General features: G+C 34.8%; 10 protein-coding genes. 5 read left to right on the top strand and 5 right to left on the bottom strand.

Annotation, left to right across the window (positions count from 1 at the left end; genetic code table 11):
* Positions 1 to 31: 31 nt before the first annotated feature.
* From RT250_RS05005 to RT250_RS05015, 3 genes are all read right to left on the bottom strand, one after another.
* On the bottom strand, positions 32 to 1423 hold the full coding sequence (locus tag RT250_RS05005; RefSeq protein WP_313112699.1) for an OmpA family protein: 1392 nt from the start codon (positions 1421 to 1423) through the stop codon (positions 32 to 34).
* A 122-nt stretch (positions 1424 to 1545) separates the two neighbouring features.
* The gene (gene kbl / locus RT250_RS05010; RefSeq protein ID WP_313112700.1) at positions 1546 to 2745 is read right to left on the bottom strand and encodes a glycine C-acetyltransferase; all 1200 of its coding nucleotides are present in this window, start codon (positions 2743 to 2745) and stop codon (positions 1546 to 1548) included.
* A gap of 109 nt (positions 2746 to 2854) precedes the next feature.
* Positions 2855 to 5992, bottom strand: a complete 3138-nt coding sequence (locus RT250_RS05015; RefSeq protein WP_313112701.1) for a UvrD-helicase domain-containing protein — start codon at positions 5990 to 5992, stop codon at positions 2855 to 2857.
* A gap of 159 nt (positions 5993 to 6151) precedes the next feature.
* Between RT250_RS05015 and RT250_RS05020 the strand changes: the two genes are divergently transcribed.
* Positions 6152 to 6760: a superoxide dismutase gene (locus RT250_RS05020; RefSeq protein WP_313112702.1), complete on the top strand. Its 609-nt coding sequence runs from the start codon at positions 6152 to 6154 to the stop codon at positions 6758 to 6760.
* Between the two features lie 103 nt (positions 6761 to 6863).
* Here RT250_RS05020 and RT250_RS05025 read toward each other — a convergent pair whose 3' ends face one another.
* On the bottom strand, positions 6864 to 8762 hold the full coding sequence (locus RT250_RS05025; RefSeq protein ID WP_313112704.1) for an amidophosphoribosyltransferase: 1899 nt from the start codon (positions 8760 to 8762) through the stop codon (positions 6864 to 6866).
* An 89-nt stretch (positions 8763 to 8851) separates the two neighbouring features.
* Complete coding sequence (locus RT250_RS05030; protein ID WP_313112706.1) at positions 8852 to 9775, bottom strand: PfkB family carbohydrate kinase; 924 nt, start codon at positions 9773 to 9775, stop codon at positions 8852 to 8854.
* 232 nt (positions 9776 to 10007) lie between these two features.
* Between RT250_RS05030 and RT250_RS05035 the strand changes: the two genes are divergently transcribed.
* The 4 genes from RT250_RS05035 to RT250_RS05050 all read left to right on the top strand — a co-directional run bounded on the left by RT250_RS05035 (position 10008) and on the right by RT250_RS05050 (position 14214).
* Complete coding sequence (locus RT250_RS05035; RefSeq protein ID WP_313112708.1) at positions 10008 to 11141, top strand: ATP-binding protein; 1134 nt, start codon at positions 10008 to 10010, stop codon at positions 11139 to 11141.
* Between the two features lie 56 nt (positions 11142 to 11197).
* Complete coding sequence (locus tag RT250_RS05040; protein WP_313112710.1) at positions 11198 to 12331, top strand: SPFH domain-containing protein; 1134 nt, start codon at positions 11198 to 11200, stop codon at positions 12329 to 12331.
* A gap of 69 nt (positions 12332 to 12400) precedes the next feature.
* Positions 12401 to 13489 (top strand): TFIIB-type zinc ribbon-containing protein, encoded by a 1089-nt coding sequence (locus RT250_RS05045; protein WP_313112712.1) that lies wholly within the window; start codon positions 12401 to 12403, stop codon positions 13487 to 13489.
* The gene (locus RT250_RS05050) at positions 13489 to 14214 is read left to right on the top strand and encodes a metallophosphoesterase family protein (RefSeq protein WP_313112714.1); all 726 of its coding nucleotides are present in this window, start codon (positions 13489 to 13491) and stop codon (positions 14212 to 14214) included. The genes RT250_RS05045 and RT250_RS05050 overlap by 1 nt, the downstream gene beginning before the upstream one ends.
* The last annotated feature ends 19 nt before the right edge of the window (positions 14215 to 14233 follow it).

The raw sequence follows: 14233 nt of genomic DNA on the forward strand, positions 1-14233 counted from the left end.
AAATATTTATTTAAAACTTATCGGCTGATAATTATTTCTTTAAAGAAATTTCAACACGACGGTTTTGCTGTCTTCCAGCTTTAGTTTTATTAGTAGCGATTGGTCTAGATGGACCGTATCCTTCAGAAGTTAATCTGTCAGCGTCCATACCAATTGTAGTTAAGTAATCTTTAACTGAAGCAGCTCTTTCTTTAGAAAGTCTTTCGTTCAATTTTAAACTACCAGTACTATCAGTGTGACCTTCAATCTCGAACTTCGCGTTTGGATATTCTTTCATGATATCAGCGATGTTTTGAAGAACAGCGTAAGATTCTTTACGGATAGATGCTTTTCCAAGATCGAATAAGATAGTTTTAGAGTAATCGTTCAATTGCTTGATGATTTCTACAGAAACTTCTGGACAACCTTTGTTAGCTACAGTACCAGCAACATCTGGACACTGATCATCTTTGTCAAGAACACCGTCACCATCTCTATCTGGCCAAGGGCATCCGTTGTTTTCTTTAGGACCAGCTTCGTTTGGACAAGCGTCGTCTTTATCAGCGATACCATCACCGTCAGCGTCTGGACAACCGTTAAGTTCTTTAAGACCAGCTACAGTTGGGCACTCATCTTTGTGATCTGGCACACCGTCACCGTCTGTATCAGGACAACCGTTAAATTCAGCTAAACCTGGAGTTTCTGGGCACTCATCAAGTCTATCTTCAATACCGTCACCGTCAGTATCAGGACATCCGTTAAACTCAGCTAAACCTGGTGTTTCTGGACACTCATCATCTTTATCGTAGATTCCGTCACCGTCTGTATCTTTCCCACCAAATTGGAAAACAATACCAGCAGAGTGTTGGAAGTGAGAGATACCGTAAGCTTCTTCGAAAGCATGCTTGTAAGTAGACTGTAGGTTAAGACCTAAGTTCTCTGTAAACCATACTTTAATACCAGCAGTTGCGTTAGCAGTTCCAAAACCGATATCGTCAACCCAAGTATAACCACCACCAAGACCAAGAGATGGGTCAAACCAACCACCTGGAGCGATAGCGTTTCTAAAGCTGTACTTAATAGCACCATCAGCACCGTAGTAGCTAAGGTCATTTGCAGCAACGTCACCTAGTTTGTCAATTCTATTAATAGAACCAGCAGCAGTAAATACAAATCCACTACCTACATATCTACTGATAGCAAGTCTTGAAACAGATGGTAAAATGTTCCAGTGGTCGTTTGCATTAAAATACTCGTCAAAGATCTCCCCTCTCATTCCAGGAGCTTGTAAACGTAATTGATCCTCATTTTGTCCAGCAGGGTAAACGTCAACAGCGTTTACACCAACTTCAACAGCCCAAGGATTGTTCTCGTCTTGTGCATTTGCTACTCCAATTCCTAAGAAAAGAATAGCAGCAACTAAAAATCTGTTAAGATGTTTCATATTCGATTGTTTAATTTTTAAGTGTTAATTAAGAGCAAAAGTAAGTTGTTAAATATTATAAACAAAAGCAAATCTAATAAAATTTTCCTAAAATGCTTGCTATTAAAGAAGAAAGCGGGCTTTTAAGACGGGATTACCTCTAATTCTTTTCCAATCTTAATAAAGGCATTTATTGCCTTATCTAAGTGCTCCTTTGTGTGTGCTGCTGATAGCTGTACGCGTATACGAGCCTTACCTTTAGGTACAACAGGGAAAAAGAACCCTATTACATAAATACCCTCTTCTAAGAGTCTATCTGCCATTTTTTGCGATAATTTCGCGTCATACAACATAACTGGTACAATTGCAGAGTCTCCATCGATAATATCAAAACCTGCTTCTTTCATGCCTTTTTTGAAGTACAGAGTATTTTCAACAAGTTTATCACGTAAAGATGTATCTCTAGAAAGCATTTCAAATACTTTAAGCGACGCCCCTACAATAGCAGGAGCCAAAGAATTTGAGAATAAATATGGACGAGAACGTTGTCTCAACATATCTATAATTTCTTTTTTACCAGTAGTGTATCCACCCATAGCACCACCTAAAGCTTTTCCTAATGTTCCGGTAATAATATCTATACGGCCCATTACGCCTTTCTCTTCTAACGTACCTATTCCTTGTTCTCCAATGAAACCAGTTGCGTGGCACTCATCGATCATCACTAAAGCATCGTACTTATCGGCTAAATCACAAATTTTATCAAGTGGCGCTAATAAACCATCCATTGAAAATACTCCATCGGTAACAATTAATTTAAATCTCGCTCCATTTTCATTTGCGGCAATCAACTGCTTTTCAAGATCCTCCATATCATTATTTTGATATCTATATCGAGCAGCTTTACAAAGTCGAACACCATCTATAATAGAAGCGTGGTTTAATGAGTCTGAAATAATAGCATCCTCTTCACCTAATAATGGTTCAAAAACTCCTCCATTTGCATCAAAACATGCAGCATATAATATAGTGTCTTCAGTTTCGTAGAAATCGGCAATTGTTTGCTCTAGTTGTTTGTGTATGTCTTGAGTACCACATATAAAACGAACGGATGACATTCCAAAGCCGTGTGTGTCCATTGTGTCTTTAGCAGCTTGAATTACCTCTTTATTAGCAGAAAGGCCTAAATAATTGTTTGCACAAAAATTTAAAACTGTTTCTCCAGTAGAGACAGTGATTTCGGCATCTTGAGGAGAAGTGATAATTCTCTCTCTTTTGTATAAACCGTTTTCTTTAATTTCTTCTAACTCTTTCTGTAAGTGTTCTTTTATTTTTCCGTACATATTATAATTTTTTAAGACGTTTGTGCATTTTGATATTTAAACCTAAAAAGTTTAATGAGTTTGTTAAAGCACGGTCAAAATGCTTAACCAGCTTTTAGATCTTTCAAAATTAAACTTTATTTATTACTATTTCACCTTCGTTACTATAGATAAGTATTTTTTGTAAAACCTCAATATCCATTTGCTGTAATGCATTGGCATATTCTGTTAACTGATCGGTATGCCAAATGTTTGGTGAACCTGTTTTGTAATCTATTATTACAGCCGTATTTTCTGAGCTGATATTAATTCTATCCGGGCGCAATACTAATCCCGTTTTTGTAATTACACTGCGCTCATTGTAAACTTTGTCATTACCTTCGAATAAATTTTTTAAGGCCGCATGATTTATAATTTGATTTACAATATTACTCAATACTGAAAATTCTTCTTTAGGGATAATTGCACGTTCTTTTAAATTGGCTAGCACTACTTCGGCATCTTGTTTCGTATAAATCTTTGCCATGGTTTCGTGTAAAAGATTTCCAGCTGTAATTGCAGCCTGAATTTCTTCATCCTCAATTAAATTTTCTGTTGAAACTATATTTAATCCGTGTTTTTTGGGACTACTAGATAGATATATAGGTAGCTGCTGCGAAACTATTTCTTTATCTTTTGAAAGCTTAGGTGAGTTTTTTCCAAAATCATAAATCATTTGATCGGAATTCCACATTCCTTTATTCTTTAAGAACTCCATAAAAAGTTGGTTATAACTATTAGGTGTTCCATCTTTAGTCTCAGTTGGTGTTTCAGCAAAAATATATAGTTTCTCTACTGCACGAGTTAAAGTTACATAAAGTAAGTTAAGGTTGTCTAATTCTAATTGATTTCTATGTTCATTGTACATTTCTTTCCCGATTTCTCCATAATTTTCAATTTCCGCCTTAAAGTTAATTTGTGCTTGATTGAAACTGAATTCATCATTTAAGGGGTACCAAAGTTTATCGTATTTGGCATCGTAAAGTTGAATGTCTGCAAACGGAAAAATTACCACTGGAAACTCTAAACCTTTGGATTTATGAATGGTCATTAATTGTACAGCATTTGCTCCTTCGCTAGAGGGAATAGATGCATTGTCTTTTTTGGTGTCCCAATAGTCTAAAAATGAAATTTTATCGGCTTGTGGTTGTTGTTCAAACTCATAAACTAAATCCATAAACCCGAATAAATAAGCATCGGCAACTTGTTGCATTTTAAATTTATCGATACAGTACTCGAATGCCTCGTATAGAGAAACTGATCGCATTTCTGTAAATTTAAAATCTATACCGTATTCCGATAGGTTTTCCGAAAATTTTGCTTCTGAAATATTTAGGAATTTCGTAAAAAAACTGTGCTTCTCCTCTTTAAGGTTTAAATGGTCGTGTAATAAGTCTAACAGATTAACTTTTGCTTCGTCATTCTGAGGATACAAACAAAGTTGTAATGTAAAAACTAAAGTTTGCACTAATGCAGAAGACTGAAGTAAAAGTGTTTCAGATGATATAACAGACACTTCTTTTTCCATTAAAAAAGTACTTAAAGCAATTCCATCTGTTTTTCTGCGAGTTAGTATACATATATCACCTTCTGAAAAGCCTTTTTCTTTTAAATCAAGTATAGTGTTGTATACAAGTTGACCGTAATTTTCTTGTTTCTCTTCTTTTTTCTGTTTCTCAATAAATTCAAATTTTATATAACCTTCTTTCTTGTTGTTTAGCTTCTGTTTGTTACCTAATTCATAAAGTTTTGCGTGGGTTTCGTTAGAAAAATATGAAGCGGCAAAAGTGAAAAACTGATTGTTAAAGTCTATAATTTCGGCACAACTTCTATAATTTGTGTCGAGTGAAAGCACTTCTTTTTCACGTTGAAAAGGATTGTTGTTGCCATAAAGACCCATAAATTGTTCGGGAAGTCCACCACGCCATCGATAGATAGATTGTTTGGCATCACCTACCAATAAAAGGCTTCCCGAATTTGGATCTATCTCTTGCGAAAGCGCATTATCAATCAAAGGAATAAGGTTGTCCCACTGCAATTTTGAGGTGTCTTGAAACTCATCAATAAAAAAGTGTCGATACTTTTCTCCCATACGTTCATATATGAAAGGAGCGGGCTGATTTTTAATTTCTTTATTTATAATCGAGTTAAATTCTGAAATAGGAAGTATAGTTTTTTCTATCTTGATCTTTTCTATTTCTTGGTTAACAAGGTTAATTACAGAAAGAGGAGTGATGTTTTTTAAAATAGAATCGTATAAATTAAACTTATTCACCATTTCCTTAATTTTCAAGTAATTTGAGAGAAAGGTTGGAGTTAAGCTATCGATAATAGAGGTTATCGAAGGGTCTTCTTTTGCTTTATAAAGACTTTTTCCTGTTTCTAAATTTTCCTGAAGTTTGTTGGCGTACACATTGTATTCTCCAGATTTCAATTTTAAAAAATGATTGGGTAATGTTGCTCTGCTGAAATCTGAGTGTTCTAAACCACTTTCATCTATTAGTTGCAGTGTCTCGCTGGCAATTTTTTCAATTTCTTCGGAAAGGTGTTTTCTTTTTAAAACCAATTGCTTCTTAAATTCAAGAAAATCTTCAAGAGTTTTTTCCTTTAACACTGAAACTTGATCGGCATCATTTTCATTAAAAAGTAATTTTGCAGCATTCGCTATGTCACGGGATATATCCCAAGATTTATCGTCGTCGGTTTTTTCTAATGCGAATTCCAGTAAAACTTTAGTAATTTCCTTGTTTTCTCCTGCCTTGCTTAACAACAAATCTACAGCTTCAGCCAAAAGTTCAGGAGTATCTAGAGAAACTTCAAAATTATTGGCAAGCTCCAAATCTCTTGCAAAAGTTCGAATTAGTCTATGGTTAAAACTATCAATTGTTTCAACACTAAATGCGGCATAATTATGAAGTAAATTTTTTAGAATTCGTTTTGAGCGTTTTTGAATTTCTTCAATAGACATTCCAGTTTCTTCTGCAATAATAACTTGCATAGGTAAAGGCTCTGAAATACATTTTTCATCACTGAAAGCAACAAGAGTTTCTACAATGCGTTGTTTCATTTCGGCCACCGCTTTGTTTGTAAAAGTTATAGCTAACAGATGTTTGAAGTAGTCATCTTTTGTTGCAGAAAGAATTTGCTTTAAGTACGCTTTTACAAGCGTAAAAGTTTTTCCGCTTCCCGCAGCGGCGTCATATATAGAAAAAGAGGTATGTTTTGTCAAGATTTTCACATTTTGTACTAAATTACTGTTTTTATCTCTTCTGAATCAAATTATTCTATAGCAGTATAGAAATCTTATAAAACCTATAACACTTTTTGATAGAGATAATGATTAAATTTGAGTCAATTTAGTAATAACCAATAAAAAAACGATATAATTATGTCTTTCGAATTACCAAAATTACCGTATGCACACGATGCATTAGAGCCTAATATTGACGCTCAAACAATGGAAATACACCACGGAAAACACCATCAAGGTTATACCAACAATCTAAATGCTGCCATTGAAGGTACAGATATGGAAGGAAAGTCTATTGAAGATATCCTTAAGAATTTAGATATGGATAACAAAGCTGTTCGTAATAACGGCGGTGGGTTTTACAATCACAGTCTTTTCTGGAAAGTAATGTCTCCAAATGGTGGTGGCAAGCCTTCAGGTGACTTGGCTAAAGCTATTGATGATGCTTTTGGAAGTTTTGATACTTTTAAAGAAAAGTTTTCAGATGCAGCTAAAACTCAATTCGGTTCTGGATGGGCTTGGCTATGTGTACACAAAGGAGGAAAAGTAGAAGTTTGCTCTACTCCAAACCAAGATAATCCATTAATGCCAAATACTGGATGTGGTGGAACTCCAATTTTAGGACTAGATGTTTGGGAGCACGCTTATTATTTAAAGTACCAAAACAAGCGTCCTGATTATGTAGGAGCATTTTGGAACGTAGTAAACTGGGACGAAGTTTCAGATAATTACTCAAAAAATAAATAATAGCAAGTTTTTAAATAACAGCTATATATAAGAAATCCGCAATCAATTTGATTGCGGATTTTTTTATTGTGTTAAGTTTAATAAACTTAAATAGTTTTCAGCATTAATAGGCGCGACCTAAATTCCCTTCAAAGAAGTTTATATAAGCGCGATTTACCACTCTGTTTCCTCCTGCAGTAGGGTAATCGCCAGTAAAATACCAATCTCCTAAATTTTTAGGGCAAGCTTTGTGTAAGTTGTCTACAGTTTGGAAGATTAATTTAACAGGAGATTTAATAGTTTCCGAACTAATTATTTCAGCAATTTTATCTGAAATCTCCTCATCGGTAAACGGTTCGTATAGTCTCTTTACTTGATTTACAACTTTTGCATCTTTTAACGTTGATTGTTCAATACACTTATTGTAAATTTCTTCGACTACTGAATAGGTGCCGCGATCTTTATGTAATTCTAAAGCTGCTTGGAATGCCACTAAGTCTTCAAGTCTCGCCATGTCTATTCCGTAACAGTCTGGGTAGCGTATTTGTGGAGCAGATGAAACTACTACAATTTGTTTTGGATGCAGCCTATCAAGCATTGTTAAGATACTTTTTTTCAAGGTTGTACCACGTACGATACTGTCGTCGATAATTACTAAACTATCTTCAGGTTTTACAACTCCATAAGTGACATCGTAAACGTGAGCAACTAAATCATCTCGACTGCTGTCGTCTGTAATAAATGTTCGAAGCTTAACATCTTTAATTGCGATTTTTTCAGTCCTTACTTTATGTGCTTGTATCTGCTGAAGTCTTTCTGCGGTAAGATTGTCTTTTTCACGAAGAATTACTTCGTTCTTTTGTTTGTTTAATTCGTCTTGTGCAGCATCTAACATTCCGTAGAATGAAGTTTCGGCAGTATTTGGAATAAATGAAAATACTGAATTTTCTGTATCGTAGTTGATGGCTTCTAATACCTTAGGCATCACAAGTTTTCCTAGCATTTTACGCTCTTGGTAAATTTCTGCATCACTTCCACGTGAAAAGTATATACGCTCAAAAGAACAAGATTTTCTTTCTAATGGAGCAAGAATTTCGGGAGTGCTTAATTTCCCGTTTTTCTTGATAATTAAGGCGTGACCTGGTTCAAGTTCTTTAACCGATTCAAAAGGTACGTTGAAAGTAGTTTGAATAGCTGGTCTTTCTGAAGCTACTACAATAATCTCATCATCCTGATAGTAATACGCTGGTCTTATCCCTGCTGGATCTCTTAATACAAAGGCATCTCCGTGACCTAATAACCCTGCCATTGCGTAACCACCATCCCAATTGGATGCAGATTTACGAAGGATTTTAGCAACTTTTAAATTTTCTGCGATATAAGGAGAAGCTTGTTGTTTGTTAAGACCTTGTGTTTTTGCTTTTTTATAAAGCTTGCTTACTTCACTGTCAAGAAAATGTCCGATACGTTCCATAACAGTAATTGTATCAGCTTTTTCTTTTGGATGCATTCCTAACTTAATAAGATTGTCGAAAAGATCGTTTGTATTGGTCATATTAAAATTCCCCGCAATAATAAGGTTGCGATGCATCCAATTATTCTGACGAAGAAAAGGATGAACATTTTCAATACTGTTTAAACCGAAAGTTCCATAACGAACGTGACCTAAAAATAATTCGCCTATATAAGGAATGTGCTTTTTTTGTTCTTCAACACTGTCCTTTAATTCAGGGTTATTTTTGAATTCTAAGTTTATTCTTTCGTTAATTTGCGAAAATATATCCTGAATAGGTTGTGCTTGATTTGAACGTACTCTACTAATATAGCGTTCTCCTGGCGATACATCCAACTTAATACTTGCAAATCCAGCACCATCTTGACCTCGATTATGCTGTTTTTCCATCATAAGGTACATTTTGTTTACCCCGTAAAAGGCAGTGCCGTATTTTTCCTTGTAATATTCTAAAGGTTTTAGCAATCTTACCATTGCTATTCCACATTCATGTTTTAAGGCGTCGCTCATTTTTTAAAAATACTCGTTAAAAGTTACTAAGTTGTATAATTTTAAATTTTTAAAGTATAAAAAACGCCCTGAAATTTCAGGGCGTGTATTTATGTTAGTTTTATATCAAACTGGGTTAGGCTTTTAAATTGTTGGATTCGTTCGTACACTTCTTTATTGGACAAATTCAATAATCTTTCTGGTCCAAACTTTTCTACACAAAATGAAGCTAATGCTGAGCCGTTAATAACAGCATTTTTCATATTTGAATAGCTATAATCTCCTGTTTTTGCTAAATATCCGGTAAACCCTCCAGCAAAAGTGTCACCTGCACCTGTAGGATCAAATACTTCTCGTAATGGCATAGCGGGTGCAAAGAAAACATCATCATCGCCAAATAATAATGCGCCGTGTTCTCCTTTTTTTATTACTACGTAATCAGGCCCCATTTCCATGATCTTGTGAGCTGCCTTTACTAGCGAATATTCTCCTGAAAGTTGTCTTGCCTCTTCATCATTAATTGTAATTACATCAACCTTAGCAATTACTTTCATTAAATCTTCTAGTGCACTGTCCATCCAAAAGTTCATTGTGTCTAACACTATCAATTTAGGATTCTGCATTTGTTCAATAACACCTAATTGGACGAGAGGATGAAGATTTCCTAACATAACTACTTCAGCATCTTTATAATCATGTGGAACTTTAGGTTCGAAATCAGCTAGAACATTGAGATCTGTAATCAATGTATCGCGAGTGTTCATATCGTTGTGATATTTTCCACTCCAAAAAAACGTTTTTCCTTCCTTTACAATTTCAAGTCCAGAAAGGTTCATTCCTTTTTCTTCCAGCATCACTAAGTTTTCTTCAGGAAAATCACCGCCTACTACTGAAACGATTGCACCATCAGTTTTAAATTGAGAGGCTGCTAATCCAATATAAGTGGCAGCGCCTCCAAGAATTTTTCCTGTTTTTCCGAAAGGAGTTTCAATGGCGTCAAAGGCTACAGTACCTACAATTACAAGTTTACTCATAGTTTTATGCTGAACAGTTTAAGTTTATTTAATCATTTCTTAATCTGAAAACCATAACTTGAAGGCTATAAATTAAGAAGGTGCAAATTTAGTAATAAAATGCTGTATTATACACGTTTTTGAAATCAAACATATTCACAAGATAACTTCAGGTTTTAATATCTTTGAGATAGCCCATAATAAAGCTTTGCTATTTTTAAATTTCCTAGTAGACTGATAACGAGATTAAACAATGATTAACAAACGACTTCTTATTAAAAACTTACTCGCACATAACGATGAGAGTAGCTTCTATGATAAGAAACGAAAAATTGATCTTAGCAGTAAAGAAGGAAAAGCAAAATTCTTGAAACACATCTGTGCATTAAGCAATAGTAATCCTGCAAATAATTCATTTATCGTAATAGGTGTAGAGGATGAAACTAACGAAATAAGAGGTGTCGACTTTTTCGATGATAGTAAAATTCAAAATCTTGTAAATGCATATCTCACTAATCCCCCTTTAATTATTTATGAAAACGTTGCCTTTCCAAATTTGTCCGACAAGGTTGTCGGGTTGGTTACCATTAGACCTCACGGAAAAATCACCTCGCTGCGAAAAAATATATGGAAGTATTGGGGTGGAAGTATTTTTATGCGGGATGGCAGTATTTCCATGCCAAAAGATTTCGATATTGAAATTAAAGATGTGAACTCCGAAATCGTGAAATCTATAGAAAACGCAGCTAAAAACAATATTAAATTAACGCTAGATGGGGTCATCGACTTTATTTATAATCGACACAAAGACTTAGAAAGTCACTACAAAGTATTTATGGAACAATTTGTAGTTTGCTGGGCAGGAACGCCAAAGAAACTAAAAGATAAAACCTACTATTCTAGAGTTGATATTGAATTAATAAACGAACAAGTTCGACTTTTTTATTCTGCCTTAGATGAAATAAGCATCGACTTTACAGAAGATTATTTTAAAATTGTAGAATATGTGCATTTAGGTTTGAATGAACAGTTCAAATATTATCCTTTGGAAGAAGTTACCATTCAATTTTATGAAAATGGATCGTATAATATTGATACAGAGTTAATTTTCGAGCCGCCTCAATTTAATAAAAAAACTCTATATCATATTTTTAATGCCAATAATGCGGTGTTGGAAAAAATAAAACACAACATTCCGCTAAACGATTCAGAGAAAAAAGATTTGCCTCTCCTTCCTTCAACATATCTCATTTGTTATCTAAACAATTTTGAAGATGCCAAACTAAAATTACAAGAAGCCAAGGAGGTTTTAAGAGTTTATGACGGAAATGCTTATCAGTTTTCTAAAGAATCGTTGCGAATTTTAAGAAAGGTGAGTTATAATTAAAAACACTTTTCGCCTAATTTTTATATCTTTAAACCACAATAACAAATTTTAATCCTATGGGCATATTCGATACTATCAAAGAAAAATTAAGCAATGAATTTATTGACATCATTGAGTGGTTGGACTATACGGATGATACCATATGTCATAGGTTTGAACGCTACCAAAACGAAATTAAAAACAACGCTAAACTCATCGTTCGAGAAGGGCAGACAGCTGTTTTCATCAATGAAGGCCAACTAGCAGATGTTTTTAAACCTGGTACATATACCTTAAACACCGAAAACCTTCCAATTTTAACTACTTTAAAAGGTTGGAAATACGGTTTTAATAGTCCGTTTAAGGCTGAAGTTTACTTCGTAAACACGCATCTATTTACCGATGAAAAATGGGGAACCAAAAACCCGATTACATTAAGTGATGAACGCTTCGGTTTGGTTGAAATTCGTGCCTTCGGGACGTATGCCTTCAAAATCAACGATCCTGGGAAATTTATAATTGACATTGTTGGAACAGATAATAATTTCACCAATTTTGAAATTAACGAACATCTTAAAAGTTTAATCGCTACTAGGTTTACAGATACTGTTGGAAAGGCTAATCTTCCAATTGAACTTTACGCAGCGAATACCACTGAGCTTTCTGAAACCTGTAAGGAAGTTATGCAGCCCGAATTTAACAGTGTAGGTATTGCCTTAGAGAAATTCTTCATCGAGAATGTTTCTATGCCAGAAGATTTGAAAAAGGAAATTTTTGAGTACAGCCGAATTGATAAATTAGATCTTGATAAATTAACGAAATTCAAAACTGCAAAAGCTATTGAAGCAGCTGCTGCAAACGAAGGTGGAACAGCTGGCGCCGGTATGGGAATGGGAATGGGCTTTGTACTTGCCCAACAAATGGGCCGAATGATGAACCCACAAATGGGACAACAGCAAGTTCAACAACAGCAAGGTGGAGGAATGCCATCGCCAATGCCTACAGCAGTCCAATATTTCTATGCTTTAAATGGTGCACAGGCTGGCCCTGCTAGTATAGAGCAACTAAAAGGCTTGTTTGCTAATAGAACAATAAATAAAGACACTTTAATTTGGAAAGCAGGTTTATCTGAATGGACAAAACTTCAAGAAGTGGAAGAGCTGAAATCCTTCTTAGGTGGAAATACACCTCCGCCTTTACCACCACAATAGGCTTCGATAATATTTTAAAAATGTTGCTTCAAAATTTTTTTAAAATGGTTCCGAACCACAGCGTAATTTATGGAAGAAATTTCACCTAAAAAATCTGAACTTAAAAAGTCCTGTGTCAATTGTGGGGCCGAACTCATATATGCACCTGGTACCACAGAGCTTAAATGTGATTACTGCGGTTATACAGAAGAAATCGAACCTTCACAAAGTGAAATCCAAGAGTTAGAGCTTAAATCTTATTTAGAAAAGATGGGCTCTTTGAGTCACAGTGAAGAAATTACTATGCTTCATTGTAAAAATTGTGGGGCAAATCAACACATTGAAGAAAATTACAAATCTCTTGCCTGTGTGTATTGCGGTTCACCATTAATTATAGAAGATGCTTATACTGAAGAGTGGATATTGCCGGGAGCAGTATTGCCATTTCAAATAACTCAACAAAAGGCCCATCAAATTTTTAAAGACTGGGTAGACTCTCTTTGGTTTGCACCAAATAATCTAAAAAAGGCAGCAATAGACCCGCAAAATACGAAAGGTTTATATGCTCCATTTTGGACATTCGATGCACAACTTCATGCAACTTATTCAGGGCAAAGAGGTGAATATTATTACGTAAGTAAAACCGTAGGAAGCGGTAAAAATAAACGAACAATTCAGGAGAGAAGAACGCGATGGTATTCTGCTTCTGGAAGTGTTTCTGGTTTTGTAGATGATACATTGATAAAAGCTTCAAACCAAAAAAATGGAGTAATCCCTCCTAATATAGCACGATGGAACTTACAGCTTTTAAAACCTTTTGATAGTAGTTACTTATCGGGTTTTATAACCGAAAAATATACAATTCCTTTATTGGAAGGACATAAAGATAGCAATGAAGTTACTAATACCGTAGCTCTAACTTGGGCTCGAAAAGATATAGGAGGCGATACCCAACGAATTTCATCTATTGATGTGAAACTAACAGACGAAACCTTTAAACATATTTTATTGCCAGTTTATATAAGTACTTATAGATTTAAAGGGAAGCGATATAACTTTTATGTAAACGGACAAAGTGGAATAATATCTGGAGATCGACCTTATTCATTCTGGAAGATATTCTTTTTAGTATTACTTTTAATTTTTATAATAGCAATCATTTCTTTATTTTCATCTTAATGAGAACAGTTGTAATAGGAGACATTCACGGTGGGTTAAAAGCTTTAAAACAATTGATTGAAAGAGCAAACCTTCCAAAGAAAACTAAGTATGTTTTTTTGGGTGATTATGTAGATGGTTGGAGTGAATCTGCCGAAGTTATTGAGTACTTAATAAATTTTTCTCAAGAAAATAGATGTATTCTTTTAAGAGGTAACCACGATGAACTGCTTTATAACTATTTAAAAACAGGTGAAAAAAATTCGATGTGGCTAAATCAGGGTGGTGAAAGTACTTTAAAAAGCTATTCAGGTCTATCAAAAACTGAAAAAGGAATTCACCTTCGCTTTCTCGAAAATCTTACTAATTATCATGTCGATTCAGAAAATCGGCTTTTTCTTCACGCTGGGTTTATGAATTTACACGGACCTGAACACGAATATCATCCACATTTGGTGTATTGGGATAGAACGTTATGGGAAATGGCCTGTTCGTTAGATACTAGAATTCCAATGGATGACGATAGATATCCTAAGCGATTAAAACTCTTCAAAGAGATATTTATAGGCCATACACCTGTGACCCGAGTAGGCTTTGATGTCCCAGCTAATTTCGCAAACGTTTGGAATATTGATACAGGAGCTGCTTTTAAAGGAAAGTTGTCTATGCTTGATATTGATTCTAAGGAAATTTGGCAAAGCCAAACTGTTCATTCTCTGTATCCTGAAGAAAGAGGTAGGAATTAGCACTTCTTTATTACAATAT

Source organism: Aequorivita sediminis (genome assembly GCF_032080575.2).
In the GTDB taxonomy this organism is placed as follows: Bacteria; Bacteroidota; Bacteroidia; order Flavobacteriales; family Flavobacteriaceae; genus Aequorivita; species Aequorivita sediminis.

Bases quoted from the DNA above. Each gene is read 5' to 3' on its own strand.
- RT250_RS05005 (WP_313112699.1), bottom strand. From the start codon at position 1,423: ATGAAACATCTTAACAGATTTTTAGTTGCTGCTATTCTTTTCTTAGGA.
- kbl (WP_313112700.1), bottom strand. From the start codon at position 2,745: ATGTACGGAAAAATAAAAGAACACTTACAGAAAGAGTTAGAAGAAATT.
- RT250_RS05020 (WP_313112702.1), top strand. From the start codon at position 6,152: ATGTCTTTCGAATTACCAAAATTACCGTATGCACACGATGCATTAGAG.
- RT250_RS05025 (WP_313112704.1), bottom strand. From the start codon at position 8,762: ATGAGCGACGCCTTAAAACATGAATGTGGAATAGCAATGGTAAGATTG.
- RT250_RS05030 (WP_313112706.1), bottom strand. From the start codon at position 9,775: ATGAGTAAACTTGTAATTGTAGGTACTGTAGCCTTTGACGCCATTGAA.
- RT250_RS05035 (WP_313112708.1), top strand. From the start codon at position 10,008: ATGATTAACAAACGACTTCTTATTAAAAACTTACTCGCACATAACGAT.
- RT250_RS05040 (WP_313112710.1), top strand. From the start codon at position 11,198: ATGGGCATATTCGATACTATCAAAGAAAAATTAAGCAATGAATTTATT.
- RT250_RS05045 (WP_313112712.1), top strand. From the start codon at position 12,401: ATGGAAGAAATTTCACCTAAAAAATCTGAACTTAAAAAGTCCTGTGTC.
- RT250_RS05050 (WP_313112714.1), top strand. From the start codon at position 13,489: ATGAGAACAGTTGTAATAGGAGACATTCACGGTGGGTTAAAAGCTTTA.